Here is a 15,379-nt window from a genome sequence, read left to right on the forward strand (position 1 = left end):
TCCATGACAAAAGATTGTCGCATTTCAGCTTGCAAGACGGGCGTAGCATTCATTGCCGGCGCATTTGCCCTTATCCTGACGGTCTCGGGGGCCGCCGCGCAGCAGGCGACCACAATGTCCGGCATGAAACTTTCCAACGATCAGCCGATTCAGATCGAAAGCGACAAGCTCGAGATTCACGATCAGGAACACACCGCCCTCTTCACCGGCAAGGTCAAGGTCGTCCAGGGGACGACGACGATGCAGTCCGGCAAGATGACCGTCTATTACAAGGACAAGGCGGCAAAGCCGGCCGCCGATGGGGCTCAGCCCGCCGCCCAGCCGGAAAAGTCCGCTTCGCTCGCATCGGGGAGTGCCGATATCGACAAGATCCTGGTGACCGACAAGGTTCTGCTGACCTCGGGCACGCAGACGGCGACCGCCGATGACGGCAAATTCGACATGGCTTCGCAGACATTCACCCTGACGGCGGATCAGGGCAATAAGGTCATTCTGTCGGATGGGCCGAACGTCTTTACCGGCTGCAAACTGACCGTTCACATGCAAACCGGTCAGGCTGAGCTTGAAAGCTGCGGCGGGCGTGTCCAGATTCAGCTCGATCCGAAATCGCAGCCGAACGCGCAGCAGCAGAAGCAGAACTGAAAAAGCCGGCCTCCCACGTGAAATTATCATCGCTATCCACCATGTTCGGCCAGCCCGAGCCACAAGCTGCGGGTGCCGCCGACAAAAGCCGCTATCAGGGAACGCTGATCGCCCGCGGTCTGACGAAGACCTATGCGACGCGTCGCGTCGTCAACGGCGTATCGCTGGTGGTGCGCCGTGGCGAGGCCGTCGGCCTGCTCGGCCCGAACGGTGCGGGCAAGACGACCTGTTTCTACATGATCACCGGCCTTGTGCCAGTGGATGAAGGGACGATCGAGATCGACGGCAACGACGTCACGACCATGCCGATGTACCGCCGCTCGCGCCTCGGCGTCGGCTATCTGCCGCAGGAAGCCTCGATCTTTCGTGGGCTGACGGTGGAAGAAAATATCCGCGCCGTCCTCGAAGTGCATGTCAAGGACAAGGCCGAGCGCGAGCAGAAGCTGAACGAGCTGCTGGAGGAATTTCATATCCAGAAGCTCAGGAAGAGCGCCGCCGTCGCTCTTTCCGGCGGCGAGCGCCGCCGTCTCGAAATCGCCCGTGCGCTGGCGACCGACCCAACCTTCATGCTGCTCGACGAGCCCTTTGCCGGTGTCGACCCGATCTCGGTCGCCGACATCCAGAACCTCGTCCACCATCTGACGGCGCGCGGCATCGGTGTTCTCATCACCGACCATAATGTGCGCGAGACCCTCGGTCTCATCGACCGCGCCTATATCATTCATGCCGGCGAAGTGCTGACCCATGGCCGGGCCAATGATATCGTCAACAATCCGGAAGTGCGCCGGCTCTATCTCGGCGACAATTTCAGCCTCTGACGCTGGATCAGGCTGATTTCAGGCCAAATCGGCCTGAAATCGGAATCCGTCATGCTCTCGCCGGCGCGGAAATTCACCTTGCCGCGTAGTTCCGCTTGACCAAATGAGATAAAAAAGCAATTTTTGGGCCAACTTCGTTTCCGTGGCCTGAAGCGTTAACTGGACGCGGTTTCCCGGAGGAATTGAGGGGAGTTTCGCGTCCGTCATGGCACTGTCCGCCAATCTTTTCCTGCGCCAGAGCCAGTCCCTGGTGATGACACCGCAACTGATGCAATCCATCCAGTTGCTGCAGATGACGCATTTCGAGCTCAACCAGTTCATCGCCCAGGAAGTGGAAAAGAACCCGCTGCTCGAATTCCCGTCGAATGACGGCGAAGCGGGCGACGAACGGGGTGCCGGCGAGGACGAGCCGTTCGGTCAGCCGTCGGAAGACGCGGGCTCGGACGACGGCGCCGATAATCGTGCCGAGGCGCTCTCCAGCGACTGGTACGACAATGGCGGCAGCGAGAGCACCGGCCGGCTGAACGACGAGCTCGACGCCAATTATACCAATGTCTTTCCCGATGACGGTGGCCCGCAGCGCCTCGATGCGCCGGAGCTTGTCGGTCAGTGGAAGTCGATGCCGGGCAGCGCCGAGGGCGCCGATTACGATCTCGACGATTTCGCCGCCGGCCAGCTGTCGCTGCGCGACCACCTCGCTCAGCAGATCCCCTTTGCCCTGCCTGACATAACCGACCGGCTGATCGCGCAGAATTTCGTCGATCAGCTCGATGATGCCGGCTATCTCCAGACCGATCTCGTCGAGACCGCCGAGCGGCTCGGCACGAGCCTCGAACAGGTCGAACACGTGCTCGCCGCCCTCCAGACGCTCGATCCGCCTGGTGTTTTCGCTCGCAGCCTCGCCGAATGCCTGGCGATCCAGCTGAGGCAGAAGGACCGCTACGACCCTGCTATGCAGGCGCTGGTCGCCAATCTCGAACTGCTGGCGCGGCGCGATTTCGCAACGCTGAAGCGGCTCTGCGGTGTCGACGAGGAAGACCTTCTCGACATGCTCGGTGAGATCCGCCAGCTCAATCCGAAGCCCGGCAGCGGTTTCGAGGCGGGTGTTTCCGAAGCGATCATGCCCGATGTCGTCGTCAGGCCGTCGGCAGACGGCGGCTGGCTGGTCGAGCTCAATCCGGATACGCTGCCGCGCGTGCTGGTCAACCAGTCCTATTTTGCGCGCGTGAGAGGGAACGGCGAGGATCATGCCTTCCTTTCCGAGTGCCTGCAGAGCGCCAACTGGCTGACGCGCAGCCTCGATCAGCGGGCAAAGACCATCATGAAGGTGGCAAGTGAGATCGTCCGCCAACAGGACGCCTTCCTGCTCAACGGCGTCGACCACCTGCGGCCGCTGAACCTGAAGACAGTGGCCGAGGCGATCAAGATGCACGAATCCACCGTCAGCCGCGTCACCTCGAACAAATACATGCTGACGCCGCGCGGCCTCTTCGAGCTCAAATATTTCTTCACCGTGTCGATCAGCGCCGTCGAAGGCGGCGACAGCCATTCGGCCGAGGCCGTGCGCCACAAGATCCGGGCGCTCATCATGCAGGAGAGCCCGGATGCGGTGCTCTCCGATGACGACATCGTCGACATGCTGAAAAAAGGCGGCATCGATCTCGCCCGCCGCACGGTGGCGAAATACCGGGAAGCGATGAACATCGCCTCCTCGGTCCAGCGCCGCCGCGAGAAGCGGGCGCTCGCCAAGGTCGCGGGCTTCTGACGGCTGGAACGCTTCGACCGTAACCGAAGCATCCGCTTCGAATATTCCGCTATTTCTCCGGTGTCTTGAACGAAGATCGAAGTGCCGATGATGACGCCGCAAAATCCGAAGCCTGCCAGAGAACTTGTCCTGCTTCTCGTGCTGGCGACCCTCTGGGGCTCTTCCTACACCTTTATCAAGATCGGCGTCGAAACGATCCCGCCGGTGACCTTGATCGCTGCGCGCACGCTGATCGCCGGCGGCATTCTGCTCGCCGTGCTTCGCCATCGACGCGTGCGCCTGCCGCGCGACCCGGCGATATGGCGACGCTTCTTCGTTCAGGCCTGCCTGAACAGTGTCATTCCTTTCACGCTGATCGCCTGGGCGGAGCAATCGGTCGATGCCGGGCTGGCGGTGATCCTGAATTCGGCGACGCCGATCTTCACCTTTCTGCTGACCGTGGTCATGACCCGCCACGAGCCGGCGACCCTGCGGAAGCTCTTTGGAGTCGTGGCCGGCCTTGCCGGCATCTGCCTCGTCATCGGCGTCGAAGCGCTCGGCGGTCTTGGCGAAAGCCTGATAGCGCAACTCGCCATCATCCTGGCGACTATCTGTTATGCAGGTGCCGCGATTTTCAGCAAGAACTTCAAAGGCCTCGATCCTGCCGTGCCGGCCGCCGGTTCGCTGATCTCGGGCGCAGTCATTCTGATGCCGGTGAGCCTCCTTGTCGAACATCCGTGGACGCTTGATCCCTCGGCCGAATCGATGCTGGCGCTGCTTGCACTTTCCGCCTTTTCGACGGCGCTTGCCTTTGCGATCTATTTCCGCCTCGTCCAGACGCTGGGTTCGGTCGGAACCACCTCGCAAGCCTATCTCCGTGTGCCGATCGGTGTTGCGATCGGCATCGTCTTCCTCGGCGAACGGCTGAGCCCGACCGCCTGGATCGGACTGATCTGCGTCATTCTCGGCGTCATCGCCATGACGATCCCGGCCAGGCGCACAACGCAAGCGCGAAGCGCGTGAAGTGATGACGCGGGTATTCGCTGAAAGGCCTTTTTCGGCGGGAAGATTGCTGCAGCTTATGCGGGCATGTCCGATACCGATTTTTCGTCCTATTGACTTTTCGGCAAGCTCTGGCTAGAAGCCCGCCGCAATCGACGCCGTGAGCGCTTTTTGAAGTTATCCCCATCATCCCAAGGGTACCGAGGACCCGCAGGCCCACGCCGATCTTGCTTGAGATTGCGCGAAGTGCTTGGATGAACCTGAGGCTTGGCGTAAACTGATACCCGCAAACGACCATAAGAAGGGAAACTCCATGAGTGTGCGTGTATCCGGGAAACATATGGAAATTGGTGAATCGTTCCGTCAAAAGATCGAGGACCAAATTGGTATGGCCATCACGAAATACTTCGACGGGGGGTATTCCGGACAGGTGACCGTGGTCAAAGCGAGTTCTCGTTTCTCGGCAGACTGCAAGCTTCATCTCGACAGCGGGGTGGTGCTGCATGCCGCCGGCGAAGCAACCGATCCGCAGCTTGCCTTCGACGCCGCTTCAGAGCGCATCGAGAAGCGTCTGCGCCGCTACAAGCGCAAGCTGAAGGACCATCATGCCGGAAACCACCTGAATGGTTTTGCAGAAGTCTCCTACACGGTCATGGACTCCGTTCCTGATCACGAGGATGAAATTCCCGACGATTTCGCCCCGGCTATCGTCGCTGAAAGCACGAAGCAGCTGAAGACCATGTCAGTCGCCACCGCCGTGATGGCGCTCGACATGACCGACGAGCCGCTTCTCCTGTTCCGCAGCCCCGGCAAGGAACATCTGAACATTGTTTACCGTCGCCACGACGGCAATATTGGCTGGATCGATTCGGCCAATATCAAAGGCTGAGATCAGGGCGGTGAGCGGCGGTATCGCCGCCGCTCCCCCGCATCATCTGATCCCGGCGACAGAAGGAAAAAGAAATGGCATTGGCAGATTTGCTCCATCAGGATGCGATCATTCCCGCCCTCAGAGTAAATTCCAAGAAACAGTTGCTTCAGGAATTGGCGGCACGAGCCGCAAGGATCACCGGGCTCTCCGAACGGGAGATCTTCGACGTCATCCTGCAGCGCGAACGCCTGGGCTCGACGGGCGTCGGCAACGGTATCGCCATTCCCCACGGCAAGCTGGTGAACATTCATTCGATCGTCGGCATCTTCGCCCGGCTGGAGCAGCCGGTCGATTTTGAGGCGCTGGACGACCAGCCGGTCGATCTCGTCTTCCTGCTGCTGGCGCCGGAAGGTGCGGGCGCCGATCATCTCAAGGCGCTGTCGCGCATCGCCCGCGTCCTGCGTGATCACGATCTCGTGGCAAAGCTGCGCGCCACCGATTCCGCCTCAGCGATCTACGCCTTCCTCAACGAAGAACAGACCTCGAACGCGGCCTGAACCGCTGCTATTCCTGACTAAAAGGCGCCTGATTTCGCAGGCGCCTTTTTTGTTATGCGACGGAACGGAACGATCAGAACTCTTCCCAGCTGTCCTGCGCCACGGCGGCGGAACCGTGCGACGACGCGGCCGGCCGGCGGGCTGCCGGGGCAGCGGTCCGAGGCGAAGCGGCCGAGGCAGCCGGCGCCCGCATCTGCTGGGCGACGGCGGTGAGCTGAGCGGCGTTGCCCAAACCGGAGACCCGGAAGCGGGTGGCGAGTGCCTTCAGCGTCTGTGCCTCGTCGTTGAGCGCGACGCTGGCGGCGGTGGCTTCCTCGACCATCGCCGCATTCTGCTGCGTCACCTGGTCCATCTGGTTCATGGCCTGGTTGATCTCCTTGAGGCCGACGGCCTGCTCGCTCGCCGAGGCCGAGATCTGCCGGATGAGGTCGTTGATGCCCATCACCTGTTCGGCAATCTTGTGCAGCGTGCCGCCGGCGCGGCCGACGAGATCGACGCCTTCCTTGACCTGGACGGCCGAGGTGTTGATCAGCGTCTTGATCTCCTTGGCGGCATTGGCCGAGCGCTGGGCGAGCTCACGCACTTCCTGGGCGACGACGGCAAAACCCTTGCCGGCCTCACCGGCGCGGGCCGCTTCGACACCAGCATTCAGCGCCAGCAGATTGGTCTGGAAGGCGATCTCGTCGATGACGCCGATGATCCGCGACACCTCCGTCGAAGACTGTTCGATCCCCTGCATCGAGGCGATCGCCTTCTGCACCACTTCGCCGGATCTTTCGGCATCCTGGCAGGCGAGGCTGACGTTGTCGGCCGCGGTCCGGGCATTATCGGCGCTGGAATCGACCTGCGCGGTGAGCTCGTTGAGTGCCGCCGCCGTCTCCTCCAGGCTTGCCGCCTGCTGTTCGGTGCGCTTGGCAAGGTCGGAGGCGCTGTTGCTGATCTCGCCGGTGCCAGAGCCGATATTGGCGACGCTGAGAGTCATGGTGTTGATGGTTTCTTCAAGGCTTGCCAGCGCCGCGTTGAAGTCCTGCTTCAACTTGCCGTATTCGCCCGGGAAGTCGTCGGTGATGCGGTGGCCGAGATTGCCGCGCGACAGCTCGGACAGGCCGGCACCGACGATCGAGACGATCCGACGCTGCAGCGACACCGATTCCTGGCGTTCCGATTCCGACCGGCCGCGCTCGGCCTCCGCCGCCTGCCGCTCTCTGGCAGCCTCGTCTTCGAGCCGCCTGGTATCGGCGAGCGCAAAACGGAAGCCTTCGAGCGCCTTTGCGACCGAACCAACCTCGTCGCTCCGATCCTGAGCCGCGACCGGCTGCTCATAGTGGCCGTCGCTCAGCGCCTTGACGCTGGCGACCAGCCCGCCGAGCGGCCGCTGCACCAGCGAGCGGACGGCGAAATAGAGCGCCAGCATGACCGCGCCGAGCACGATCAGGCCGTTGATGATCATCATGTAGGTCTGGTCTTTGACCGGCGCATTGATCGCGGTGTGCGGGACATCGATGAGCACCACCCAGGTGGCGTTGACGCCGGGAACGGCGAAGGGATAGACGACGCGATCGAAGGGATCGAGGCCGTCATAGGTCAGGTTCCTGACGAGGCCGGGCTCCTTGTTCGACAGCGCCGCCTTGACGACGTCGGCGCCTTCACCGTCATATTGCTTGGTCATCAGGTCAGGGATCGGCGCGACGATCCAGTTGCCGGCCTGCGACAGCAGCGTCACGCGGCCGGAGCCGAAAGGATGCAGCGCCTGCAGCTTGTCGGTGAGCGACTTCAGCGAAATGTCGACGCCGGCGAGACCGATCATCTTGCCGCCCGCCGTGACGGGATAGGCGATCGAGGTCAAGAGCGTCGGGACATCGGTTCCCTCGGCAAGGTAAGGCGTGGTGATCGCGCCCTTGCCGCTGTCGGCGGCGAGCTTCCACCATTCGGCGGTATAATCATTGTCGAAGGTCGAGTACTGGACGCCGCCATCCTTGGTCTTCGACCAGTAGGGCGTGAAGGCGCCGTTCTTGTTCGTGCCTTCGTCATTATTGTTGGCGATCTCGGTGGTCTTGCCGTCGAGCGCGCCGAGCTGCTCGCAGAACCAGCTGCCGAAGGCGAAGGCGTTCTGCTCGAGATTGGCTTTCAGCACATTGATCATGCCCTTGCGGTCGAGCGATTTGCCCTCATGGCCGCGGCCGATCACGCCCGACATCGTGCGTGCGGCACTGGCGAGTTCGCCGACATTGGCAGCGATTTCGTTGGCGATCGATTTTGCCTCGAGATTGGCCTGATCCATCGTCAGCGTCTGGACGCGATCGCGCGTCTGGCCGATGAGGAAAAAGTTCGAGACGATGAGAACAAGCGCGATGGCGATGCCGGTGATGACGAGAAGTTTCGCCGCAAGCGATTTCATGCGAAAGATAAACATGGGGTCCTCGGGCAAGGATACGCCGAACGGGCATTCTCCGGCGCAGGAGCGAAGGCATCGCCCCGTCATGGAGCAGCCGCCTGCAGCGGCGCGCGTCTTTCAAGACGCGATGGGACGCTGCAGCACTTTGAATTGGCGGCCGGCTGCAAGAACGAAGGGCGCCGGCGACCACGAGGAAGATCGCCGGAAATACCTTAAATTTGAATGAAACTCGAATGGTCAAGACAAGGAAAACCGCAGAAATCCCCTCAAAACTAAAGGGTTCATTCGGCGGCTTCGCAAAGAGACAGAAACTATATTCTGTCCGCGACGTCCTTGCTTGACGGGATCGAAGGCTGCGCCCCCGCCTTGAGGCATGCGAGCGAGCCGGCGACGGCCGCGCGACGCAGCGCCGAGGCAAAATCGAGGCCTTCGTCGAGGCTGGCGGTGAAGTAACCGCAGAAGGTATCGCCCGCACCGACAGTATCGACAGGTTCGATTTTCAGGCCTTGCCCCCGGGAAACGACGCCGTCGCGGATGGCGATGACGCCATCGCCGCCGAGCGTGACGATCAGCGTCTGGCCGGTCTCCTGGTGCAGGCGGTGAAGGGCCGCCTCGCGCGCTTCGGCGTCCATGCCATCCTGCCCGGCGAGCCGCTCGAACTCGGTCTCATTGGCAATGACGATATCGGCCAGGCGCCCGAGACGCGGCGCATCGGGAGTAAGCGGCGCCAGGTTGAGGATGCTGGTGACGCCCTTGGAGCGGGCAGCCGAAAGCGCGCGCTCGACGGCGTCAACAGGCACTTCGAGCTGCAGCATCAGAATGTCGCCTTCACTCATCTTGCCGACCGCCGTCTCGGCATCGGCAGCCGTCACCAGGCCGTTGGCGCCGGGCACCACGGCGATCATGTTCTCGCCATCGCCGCCGACCAGGATCAGCGCCGTGCCGGTGGGACCGTCGACATGTTTGACGAGGGAGAGGTCGGTTCCGGCATCATCGAGCAGGGCGAGCGCATCGGCGGCAAAACCATCCTTGCCGACGGCGCCGGCCATATGCACATAGCGGCCGGCGCGGCGGGCTGCCAGCGCCTGGTTGGCGCCCTTGCCGCCGGCGGCCGTGGCGAAGCTATTGCCGGCCACCGTCTCGCCGGGCTTCGGCAGGCGGTCCGTCGTGGCGATGAGATCCATGTTGATGGACCCGAAAACTGTGATCATGAGGATGTCCCGTCCTTTGGAACATGCCGGCGACGTCATGCTCCCGCTCTTGTCTGAAATGCGGGGCAGACACTGCCCGAAGCGGTCACTCCTCGTCAACCACCCGAAGCTTGAGAAGACCGGTGCGGCTTTCCACCGATTTGGCCGGGGTCTCCTCGTCACGGGCCGGCCTCACATCGCCGCCGGCCTCGAATTCCAGCGCTTCGATCTTGGCGCCGCGCCGGGTGAGCTTGTCGGCCGATGTGACGACCATGTCGATATCCTTCTGCGCCATGGCGAAATGGCCCTGCAGCTTGCGCACCCGCTCGTCGAGGCGGCCGAGATCGTCCATCAGCAGCGCCACCTCGCCCTGGATCAGATGCGCCTGCACCCGCATGCGCTGGTCCTTCAGCACGGCCTGGATGACCTGGATCGACAGCATCAGCAGCGACGGCGAGACGATGACGATGCGCGCCCGGTGCGCCTTCTGCACCACCGCTTCGAAATTTTCGTGGAGCTCGGCAAAGATCGATTCGGACGGCACGAAGAGAAAGGCGGTATCCTGGGTTTCACCCTGGATCAGATATTTCTCGGCAATATCGCGGATATGGATCTCCATGTCGCGGCGGAACTGCTGGCCGGCGAGCTTGGCGGCCTCGGGGCTGCCGGCGTCGCGGATGGCGTTCCAGGCTTCGAGCGGGAATTTCGCGTCGATGACGAGCGGCGGCGCGCCGTTCGGCATACGGATCGTGCAGTCCGGCCGCGAGCTGTTCGACAGCGTCTGCTGGAAGGCGTAGGCGCCCATCGGCAGGCCGTCGGCGACGATCGTTTCCATCCGCGACTGGCCGAAGGCGCCGCGCGTCTGCTTGTTGGAAAGTATCGCCTGCAGCCCGACGACGTCCTTGGCGAGTGTCTGGATATTGTTCTGCGCCGCGTCGATCACCGCCAGCCGCTCCTGCAGCCGCTGCAGGTTTTCATGCGTCGATTTGGTCTGTTCGGTGATCGTCGAGCTCATGCGCTGCGACATGCCGTCAAGGCGTTGGTTGATCGCCTGATTGAGTTCGCTCTGCCGCGCGCCGAAGACTTCGGCCATCGCCGTGATGCGGCCCTGCATCTCCGCCTGGATCTTCAGAAGCTCGGCCATGCGCATCGCACTTTCCCTGGCGCGCAGATCCGCCTCCTCCGCCTGTTCGCGGCGAAGGCCGGCCGCACGCAGGAAAAGCACGATCACCAGCAGGATGAGGGCTGCAAGAACGCCGCCGGCCAGCGCCAGCATGGCCGGGCTGATCGAGGCGACGGAAGCTGAAAGCGATTCGGAAGCGACGGTCATGGCGCAACCATAACAGAAGATGCGGCAATATGTAGATCAAAACGTGAACGAAGTCGGCAATCCTCAATATCCTGCGATGCCCGCCGCGCCTTGCTGGTCAACGCAGAAAATCGCAGCCGGATTAACGATTGCTCAACCATATTCGCCAAAATCTGTGGGGCAGAATTCCCTCCCGCGCCGTTGCGCCAAAGATAGAGATCTCAATGACATCCCAGCAGACCGACAGTGCGCTGAAACAGCGTCTCGATTTCATCGAACTGGATGAGGCGGCGCGCAAGTCGATGCGGGACCTGCGCCCTGTCATATCAGAGCTGGTCGGCGGCGCCCTCGATAAATTCTACGCCAAGATTGCCAGGACCCCCGCTGTCTCGAGCTTTTTCACGGACAAGAGCCAGGTCGCTCATGCCAAGAAGCGGCAGCAGGATCATTGGGCCAATCTTGCAGGTGGTAGCTTCGACGAAAGCTATGTCGATGGCGTAACGGCGGTCGGCCGCACCCATGCCCGCATCGGGCTGGAGCCGCGCTGGTATATCGGCGGCTATGCCCTCGTCATGTCCGAGCTCGTCAAGGGTATCATGGAGAAGCAGTGGCCTTCGGTCTTCGCGCGCCAGCAGGGCAGGCAGCTGGCCGAGAAGCTGTCCGCCGTCATCAAATCAGCCATGCTCGACATGGACTATTCCATCTCGGTCTATCTCGAGACGCTGGAAGCCAAGCGCCGTGCGCTGGAGGAGGAGCGCGCCAAGGCGCAATCCGACCAGGCGATCGCGCTGGAGCAGCTGCGCCGCGGCCTGGAAGCACTGTCGAATGGCGACCTCGAAGCCACTCTGCCCTCCGATCTGCCGGGTGATTTCAGGCAGATGGCCGAGCATTACAACCGCGCCGTCAGCGCCCTTCGCCAATCCTTCGCATCCGTGCGCGATACATCGGGCCAGATCATGAGCGGCGCCGACGTCATTTCCAACGCGACCAACGACCTGGCGCTGCGCACCGCACAGCAGGCGGCCGGCGTCGAGGAGAGCTCGGCGGCCCTGCAGCAGCTTTCCGTCAGCGTCGGTCAGACCGCCGCCAACGCCGAAAAGGCGTCCGACGCCGTGCGCGAGACTCAGCAGAAGGCGAAGAATTCAGGCGAACTCGTCACCAGCGCCGTCTCGGCGATGGCCGGCATCGAAAAATCCTCGACCGAAATTTCCAAGATCATCGGCGTCATCGACGAGATCGCCTTCCAGACCAATCTCTTGGCGCTGAATGCCGGCGTCGAAGCGGCGCGTGCCGGCGATGCCGGTAAGGGCTTTGCCGTCGTCGCCCAGGAAGTCCGCCAGCTCGCCCAGCGCACGGCCGAAGCCGCCAAGGAGATCAAGAACCTGATCTCGCAGAGCTCGACCCAGGTCAACGAGGGTGTGGGCATCGTGTCCAGCACCGGCGAGGCGCTGAACGACATGATCAGCCGCATCGATATCATCAACCGCTTCGTCGCCGATATCGCCGCTGCCGCCCGCGACCAGGCCACCGGCGTCAACGAGGTGAGCGTGGCGATCCGCAGCATGGGCGAAATCACCCAGCAGAATTCCGGCATGGTCGAACACACCTCGGCGGAAACCCGCCGCCTCAAGGATGAGGTGGAGAAGCTGATCGAGCTGCTGCGGCGCTTCCGCGCCCGGCCGGAGGGCCGTTCCGTCGCCGCCACCCGCCGGGCGGCATGAGGCAAATATGGCAAAATTCCGGGCGGGGATGCAAAAAAGCGTCTTCCCCGCCCGCCGGATAATTCCATAGTGGGAAAAGATGGGTTATGGGAACGCCCATGACCATCAAGCCACTCATCATTCTTCCCGATCCCCTTCTCCGCCAGCTGTCCAAGCCGATCGAGCGGGTCGACGCCGACCTGCAGCGTTTGGCCGACGACATGCTGGAAACCATGTATGACGCGCCGGGCATCGGCCTTGCCGCCATCCAGATCGGCGTACCGCGCCGCATGCTTGTCATCGACGTGTCGCGCGAAGGCGAAGAAAAGCAGCCGCAGGTCTTCATCAATCCGGAGATCGTCAAATCCTCCGACGAACGCTCGGTCTATGAGGAAGGCTGCCTGTCAATTCCGGATTATTATGCCGAGGTCGAGCGCCCGGCGGTCGTCTCGGTCAAATATCTCGACCGCATCGGCAAGGAACAGACGGTGGAAGCCGACGGCCTGCTCGCCACCTGCCTGCAGCATGAGATCGACCACCTGAACGGCGTGCTCTTCATCGATCACATCTCGCGGCTGAAGCGCGAGATGGTGATCAAGAAATTCACCAAGGCGGCGAAGTCCAAGGCACTCTGACGAGCGTTGAAAATGCGCCGGCGAGGCACTATGATATCACCGATATCATGATGGAGGTGCCGAATGGGTGACCTGCTTATTCGCGATGTTCCTGACGCAATGAAGCGGCAGCTTCAGGAAAGCGCGCAGCGCAATGGCCGCAGCCTTTCGGAAGAGGCGATCGAAATCATCCGCCGGCAGATTGCGGTCGGGCGTTCGGGGGCTTCCGCCGGACAGCGCCTGCGCTCGCTGATGAGCGACGAAAGATTGACCGATGAGGAGGTGGAATCCATCGCCGCATCCCGCCACGAACCCGACCGCGAACCGCCGCGCTTCGACCCATGATCGTGCTCGATACGAATGTGATTTCCGAGTTGCAGGGGAGGACCCATAGCGAGCGGATATTGAACTGGCTGGACGCTCACGACGTCGAGTCACTTTTCCTGACGACGATCGCCGTCGCGGAAATGCGCTATGGGCTTGAACTTCTTGACGATGGCAGGCGAAAGGCAACATTGATATCCGACTTCAACCGGATCGAGTCGGAATTTGCCGGCCGCATCCTCGGTTTTTCCCTGAGTGCGGCCAATCGCTACGGCCTCCTCGGGGCGCAGCTCAGAAAGGCGAGGCGGCCGATGGAAACGAAGGATGCGATGATCGCCGCCATCTGCCTAGCAAACGGCGCCACACTTGCTACCCGCAACACCAGAGATTTCGAGGGGCTTGATCTCAAGCTCTTAAACCCGTTTGAAGACGGCTGATCCTCAATTGGCGAGATAGAATGTCTCTTAGCATCATTTTCATGGGAACCCCGGAATTCTCTGTTCCGACCCTGCGCCTGCTCGTCGATGCCGGCCACAGGGTCGTCGCCGTCTATACCCAGCCGCCGCGGCCGGGCGGCCGGCGCGGGCTCGATTTGCAGAAATCGCCGGTGCATCAGGCGGCCGAACTGCTTGGTCTGCCGGTGTTCACGCCGGTCAATTTCAAGGATGCGGGGGAGCGCGAGAGGTTTGCCGCGTTCAAGGCCGATGTCGCCGTCGTCGTCGCCTACGGGCTGCTGCTGCCGGAGGCGATTTTGAACGGCACCCGCGACGGCTGCTATAACGGCCACGCCTCGCTGCTGCCGCGCTGGCGGGGTGCTGCGCCGATCCAGCGGGCGATCATGGCCGGCGACGAAAAGACCGGCATGATGGTGATGAAGATGGACAAGGGTCTCGATACCGGCGCCGTCGCGCTCAGCCGCGAAGTCGAGATCGGCCCGAACATGACGGCGGGCGAATTGCACGACCGGCTGATGCAGGTCGGCGCCAAGGCGATGGCGGAAGCCATGGTGAAGCTGGAAATGAACGACCTGCCGCTGACACCGCAGCGGCAAGACGGCGTAATTTATGCCGCCAAGATCGACAAGGCCGAGACGCGCATCGACTTTGCCAGGCCGGCGCGGGATGTGCACAACCATATCCGCGGCCTGGCACCGTTTCCGGGCGCCTGGTTCGAGCTTGAGATCGGCGGGAAGCCGGAACGGGTGAAGGTGCTGGGCTCGGAGCTAGCCGCGGGGCAGGGCGCTGCCGGACAGTTGCTGACCGACGATCTCGTCGTCGCCTGTGCTTCCGGCGCCGTGCGGTTGACACGGCTGCAGAAGGCAGGCGGCAAGCCGCTTGCCGCATCCGATTTCCTCCGGGGCACGCCGCTGGCGGCCGGCGCGAGGCTTTCCTGATGCCGCGCTACCGCATGACCGTTGAATATGACGGCGGCCCCTATGTCGGCTGGCAGCGGCAGGAGAACGGTCCGTCGGTGCAGGGGGCGATCGAAGCCGCGGTGCTGTCGCTGACCGGCGAGACCGTTTCGGTTCGCGGTGCCGGCCGCACCGATTCCGGCGTCCACGCCATGGGACAGGTGATCCACGCCGACCTTTCGAAGGAATGGTCGCCCTACCAGCTGCAGAACGCCCTGAATGCGCATCTGAGGCTGGCCGGCGAGCGCGTCTCCATTCTCGACGTCGAGGCGGTTCCCGAATTCTTCGACGCCCGCTTCTCGGCTTTGCGCCGCCATTATCTCTACCGGATCGTCAGCCGCCGGGCGCCGCTGGCGCTCGAAGCCGGCAAGGCCTGGTGGGTGCCGAAGACACTCGACCACGAGGTCATGCATGCCGCCGCCCAGCGGCTGGTCGGCCGGCATGATTTCTCCACCTTCCGCTCTGCCCATTGCCAGGCGAACAGCCCGGTGCGCACGCTCGACCGGCTCGATGTGACGCGCAGCGGTGCGCTGATCGAGATCCGTGCCACGGCGCAGAGCTTCCTCCACAACCAGATCCGTTCCTTCGCCGGCACGCTGAAGCTCGCCGGCGAGGGCAAATGGACGCCCGATGATGTCGAGGCGGCACTCGAAGTGCGCGACCGCAAGGCCTGCGGCCCGGTGGCGCCGCCCGACGGGCTCTATTTCCTGCAGGTGGATTATCCCGAGGTGATCACCGATCGCCGCAGGCCCGCCGACGAAAGCGACGACGATCTCTCATGACCTCCACGGTGGATGTCCTG

15 protein-coding genes are annotated in these 15,379 nt (G+C 62.6%); 12 read left to right on the plus strand and 3 right to left on the minus strand.

The window, feature by feature from the left end; genetic code table 11:
* The first annotated feature begins 3 nt into the window (after window positions 1-3).
* The 6 genes from EFD56_RS05080 (at window position 4) to ptsN (ending at window position 5,634) form a co-directional block, all read left to right on the plus strand.
* Window positions 4-642 (plus strand): LptA/OstA family protein, encoded by a 639-nt coding sequence (locus EFD56_RS05080; RefSeq protein ID WP_004671663.1) that lies wholly within the window; start codon window positions 4-6, stop codon window positions 640-642.
* Between the two features lie 41 nt (window positions 643-683).
* Window positions 684-1,460, plus strand: coding sequence for an LPS export ABC transporter ATP-binding protein (lptB, locus tag EFD56_RS05085; protein WP_003570776.1), 777 nt, complete (start codon window positions 684-686; stop codon window positions 1,458-1,460).
* A gap of 205 nt (window positions 1,461-1,665) precedes the next feature.
* Window positions 1,666-3,225, plus strand: coding sequence for an RNA polymerase factor sigma-54 (gene rpoN, locus EFD56_RS05090; protein WP_126904850.1), 1,560 nt, complete (start codon window positions 1,666-1,668; stop codon window positions 3,223-3,225).
* A gap of 90 nt (window positions 3,226-3,315) precedes the next feature.
* Window positions 3,316-4,227 (plus strand): DMT family transporter, encoded by a 912-nt coding sequence (locus EFD56_RS05095; RefSeq protein WP_064825792.1) that lies wholly within the window; start codon window positions 3,316-3,318, stop codon window positions 4,225-4,227.
* Between the two features lie 292 nt (window positions 4,228-4,519).
* Entirely contained in the window at window positions 4,520-5,095 is a 576-nt protein-coding gene (gene hpf, locus EFD56_RS05100) for a ribosome hibernation-promoting factor, HPF/YfiA family (protein ID WP_004674094.1), read from the plus strand.
* A gap of 74 nt (window positions 5,096-5,169) precedes the next feature.
* Window positions 5,170-5,634, plus strand: a complete 465-nt coding sequence (gene ptsN / locus EFD56_RS05105) for a PTS IIA-like nitrogen regulatory protein PtsN (protein WP_003570770.1) — start codon at window positions 5,170-5,172, stop codon at window positions 5,632-5,634.
* A gap of 73 nt (window positions 5,635-5,707) precedes the next feature.
* Here the strand turns inward: ptsN and EFD56_RS05110 are convergent, their stop codons facing one another.
* The 3 genes from EFD56_RS05110 to EFD56_RS05120 all read right to left on the minus strand — a co-directional run bounded on the left by EFD56_RS05110 (window position 5,708) and on the right by EFD56_RS05120 (window position 10,549).
* Entirely contained in the window at window positions 5,708-8,047 is a 2,340-nt protein-coding gene (locus tag EFD56_RS05110) for a methyl-accepting chemotaxis protein (protein WP_126904851.1), read from the minus strand.
* 293 nt (window positions 8,048-8,340) lie between these two features.
* On the minus strand, window positions 8,341-9,240 hold the full coding sequence (locus EFD56_RS05115; RefSeq protein ID WP_126904852.1) for a ribokinase: 900 nt from the start codon (window positions 9,238-9,240) through the stop codon (window positions 8,341-8,343).
* Window positions 9,241-9,325: 85 nt separating this feature from the next.
* Complete coding sequence (locus tag EFD56_RS05120) at window positions 9,326-10,549, minus strand: DNA recombination protein RmuC (RefSeq protein WP_126904853.1); 1,224 nt, start codon at window positions 10,547-10,549, stop codon at window positions 9,326-9,328.
* Window positions 10,550-10,752: 203 nt separating this feature from the next.
* Between EFD56_RS05120 and EFD56_RS05125 the strand changes: the two genes are divergently transcribed.
* The 6 genes from EFD56_RS05125 (at window position 10,753) to truA (ending at window position 15,359) form a co-directional block, all read left to right on the plus strand.
* Complete coding sequence (locus tag EFD56_RS05125) at window positions 10,753-12,249, plus strand: globin-coupled sensor protein (protein WP_064826826.1); 1,497 nt, start codon at window positions 10,753-10,755, stop codon at window positions 12,247-12,249.
* Between the two features lie 98 nt (window positions 12,250-12,347).
* Window positions 12,348-12,863 (plus strand): peptide deformylase, encoded by a 516-nt coding sequence (gene def / locus EFD56_RS05130; RefSeq protein WP_064819320.1) that lies wholly within the window; start codon window positions 12,348-12,350, stop codon window positions 12,861-12,863.
* 63 nt (window positions 12,864-12,926) lie between these two features.
* Entirely contained in the window at window positions 12,927-13,187 is a 261-nt protein-coding gene (locus EFD56_RS05135; protein WP_064817325.1) for a FitA-like ribbon-helix-helix domain-containing protein, read from the plus strand.
* Window positions 13,184-13,603 carry a type II toxin-antitoxin system VapC family toxin gene (locus EFD56_RS05140; protein ID WP_126904854.1) on the plus strand — a complete coding sequence of 140 codons (420 nt, stop codon included), beginning with the start codon at window positions 13,184-13,186 and terminating at the stop codon, window positions 13,601-13,603. The genes EFD56_RS05135 and EFD56_RS05140 overlap by 4 nt, the downstream gene beginning before the upstream one ends.
* Before the next feature lie 20 nt (window positions 13,604-13,623).
* Window positions 13,624-14,559 (plus strand): methionyl-tRNA formyltransferase, encoded by a 936-nt coding sequence (gene fmt, locus EFD56_RS05145; RefSeq protein ID WP_126904855.1) that lies wholly within the window; start codon window positions 13,624-13,626, stop codon window positions 14,557-14,559.
* On the plus strand, window positions 14,559-15,359 hold the full coding sequence (gene truA, locus EFD56_RS05150; RefSeq protein WP_126904856.1) for a tRNA pseudouridine(38-40) synthase TruA: 801 nt from the start codon (window positions 14,559-14,561) through the stop codon (window positions 15,357-15,359). Before fmt ends, truA begins: the two co-directional genes overlap by 1 nt.
* Window positions 15,360-15,379 lie beyond the last annotated feature (20 nt).

The sequence above is a fragment of the Rhizobium phaseoli genome, assembly GCF_003985125.1.
Lineage (GTDB): Bacteria > Pseudomonadota > Alphaproteobacteria > Rhizobiales > Rhizobiaceae > Rhizobium > Rhizobium phaseoli.

Bases quoted from the DNA above. Each gene is read 5' to 3' on its own strand.
- EFD56_RS05140 (WP_126904854.1), top strand. From the start codon at position 13,184: ATGATCGTGCTCGATACGAATGTGATTTCCGAGTTGCAGGGGAGGACC.
- ptsN (WP_003570770.1), top strand. From the start codon at position 5,170: ATGGCATTGGCAGATTTGCTCCATCAGGATGCGATCATTCCCGCCCTC.
- EFD56_RS05125 (WP_064826826.1), top strand. From the start codon at position 10,753: ATGACATCCCAGCAGACCGACAGTGCGCTGAAACAGCGTCTCGATTTC.
- EFD56_RS05110 (WP_126904851.1), bottom strand. From the start codon at position 8,047: ATGTTTATCTTTCGCATGAAATCGCTTGCGGCGAAACTTCTCGTCATC.
- EFD56_RS05095 (WP_064825792.1), top strand. From the start codon at position 3,316: ATGACGCCGCAAAATCCGAAGCCTGCCAGAGAACTTGTCCTGCTTCTC.
- EFD56_RS05120 (WP_126904853.1), bottom strand. From the start codon at position 10,549: ATGACCGTCGCTTCCGAATCGCTTTCAGCTTCCGTCGCCTCGATCAGC.
- def (WP_064819320.1), top strand. From the start codon at position 12,348: ATGACCATCAAGCCACTCATCATTCTTCCCGATCCCCTTCTCCGCCAG.
- lptB (WP_003570776.1), top strand. From the start codon at position 684: ATGTTCGGCCAGCCCGAGCCACAAGCTGCGGGTGCCGCCGACAAAAGC.
- EFD56_RS05080 (WP_004671663.1), top strand. From the start codon at position 4: ATGACAAAAGATTGTCGCATTTCAGCTTGCAAGACGGGCGTAGCATTC.
- fmt (WP_126904855.1), top strand. From the start codon at position 13,624: ATGTCTCTTAGCATCATTTTCATGGGAACCCCGGAATTCTCTGTTCCG.
- truA (WP_126904856.1), top strand. From the start codon at position 14,559: ATGCCGCGCTACCGCATGACCGTTGAATATGACGGCGGCCCCTATGTC.
- EFD56_RS05135 (WP_064817325.1), top strand. From the start codon at position 12,927: ATGGGTGACCTGCTTATTCGCGATGTTCCTGACGCAATGAAGCGGCAG.
- rpoN (WP_126904850.1), top strand. From the start codon at position 1,666: ATGGCACTGTCCGCCAATCTTTTCCTGCGCCAGAGCCAGTCCCTGGTG.
- hpf (WP_004674094.1), top strand. From the start codon at position 4,520: ATGAGTGTGCGTGTATCCGGGAAACATATGGAAATTGGTGAATCGTTC.
- EFD56_RS05115 (WP_126904852.1), bottom strand. From the start codon at position 9,240: ATGATCACAGTTTTCGGGTCCATCAACATGGATCTCATCGCCACGACG.